Source organism: Acidovorax sp. KPB24-03, from assembly GCF_057546605.1.
Genome location: NZ_BAAJYR010000606.1, coordinates 1 through 1,579, shown reverse-complemented (window position 1 = coordinate 1,579; position 1,579 = coordinate 1). Strand labels below are relative to the sequence as shown.

1 protein-coding gene and 1 pseudogene are annotated in these 1,579 nt (G+C 70.6%); one reads left to right on the top strand and one right to left on the bottom strand.

All coding sequences use genetic code 11. The features are described 5' to 3' along the window. On the bottom strand, positions 1-947 hold a 947-nt coding region (locus tag AC27KI_RS24450; RefSeq protein WP_487116345.1), incomplete at its 3' end, for an aminotransferase class V-fold PLP-dependent enzyme. A gap of 175 nt (positions 948-1,122) precedes the next feature. Between AC27KI_RS24450 and ssb the strand changes: the two are divergent. Continuing rightward, positions 1,123-1,579: pseudogene (gene ssb / locus AC27KI_RS24445) on the top strand (single-stranded DNA-binding protein); the annotation flags it as partial.

Genomic DNA, 1,579 nt, shown 5'->3' with positions numbered 1-1,579 from the left:
CCCTGCAGGTCGACCGGCACCGCGCCGGCGCTGTGCGCCAGGTCCCATACCGTGAGGATGCCGGCCGCATGCGCCGCCGCCGTGAGGGCCGCCATGTCGTGCATGGCGCCGGTGCGGTAGTTCACGTGGGTGAGCATCAGCACCGCCACCTCGCCGGTGAGCGAGGCGGTGATGAGCTTGGCGAACAGGCCGCCCAGCACGCCGCACACCAGGGCCACGCCCAGGCCGGGCAGCAACGCGTCCCAGCCCAGGCGGGGCACGCGGATCACCCCGAAATACGTCAGGTTGCCGAAGAACGACACCCCCATCAGCCCGGCCAGCACGATGGCCGCGATGATCAGCCCGCTGCTGCGCGATTCGAGCTTGCGCGACAGCTCCTCGATCGCGAACACCACGCCCGCCAGCGGCGCATTGAACGCCGCGGCGATGCCGGCGGCCCCGCCCGCCACCAGCAGCGCATGGCTGGTGATGCCCGAACGCGGCCCGAGCCAGCGCTGCGCGTGCTGCATCACGCCCGCCGCGACCTGCACCGACGGGCCTTCTCGGCCCATGGAAAGCCCGGCCAGAAAGCCTGCGCTGCCCAGCAGCACCTTGCCCAGCGACATGCGCAGCGAGACGAAGTAGCCGCGCTGGCCGGGCGGCAGGCCCGGCTCCAGCGCCGCCATCACCTGCGGAATGCCCGAGCCTGCCGCCCCGGGAACGAAGCGGCGCGTGGCCCACACGATGGCCGCCGTGAGCGCCGGGGTCCACAGCAGCACGCCCCAGCCGCCCTGCCAGTGCAGCACCTGCTCGAAGCGTGCGAACGCCCATTCCCCCAGGACCGTGAACGCCACCACGAAGAGCCCGGCCGCCGCGGCGTAGGCCAGCACGATCGCGCGCTCCACCCACCGCCAGCCGTCCGCGAACTCCTGCCGCAGGTTGTGAAGAAAGTCGGGTTCGCGATGCATGGGAAATGGCCAGGGCAGGCGGTGGAACAAGGCGTTTTGATTGTGGCACGGGCTTGCCGCACGGCCAGTCCGCGAACGGGGCGAATCGGGCACAATCGACGGCTCCCCGCGGCCCCTGGCAGGCCGCGCAGGCCGTAGTGCCTTCTCTCCACCATTCTCTACAGGCCCTTACACCATGGCATCCGTCAACAAAGTCATCATCGTGGGCAATCTCGGGCGCGATCCCGAAATGCGCACCTTCCCCAGCGGCGACCAGGTCGCCAACGTCACCATCGCCACCACCGACCGCTGGCGCGACAAGAACACCGGCGAGAACAAGGAAGCCACCGAGTGGCACCGCGTGGTGTTCAACGGCCGCCTGGCCGAAATCGTCGGCCAGTACCTGCGCAAGGGCTCGCAGGTCTATGTGGAAGGCAGCCTGCGCACCCGCAAGTGGACCGACCAGGCCGGCCAGGAAAAATTCACCACCGAAATCCGCGCCGACACCATGCAGATGCTGGGCAGCCGCCAGGGCATGGGCGGCGGCCAGGGCGGCGGTGGCGGCTACGAAGACAGCGGCTATGGCGGCGGGTGGCAACGACGGCGGCTACGACAACAGCGCCCCGCCCGCTCCGGCGCGCCGCCCGGCACCG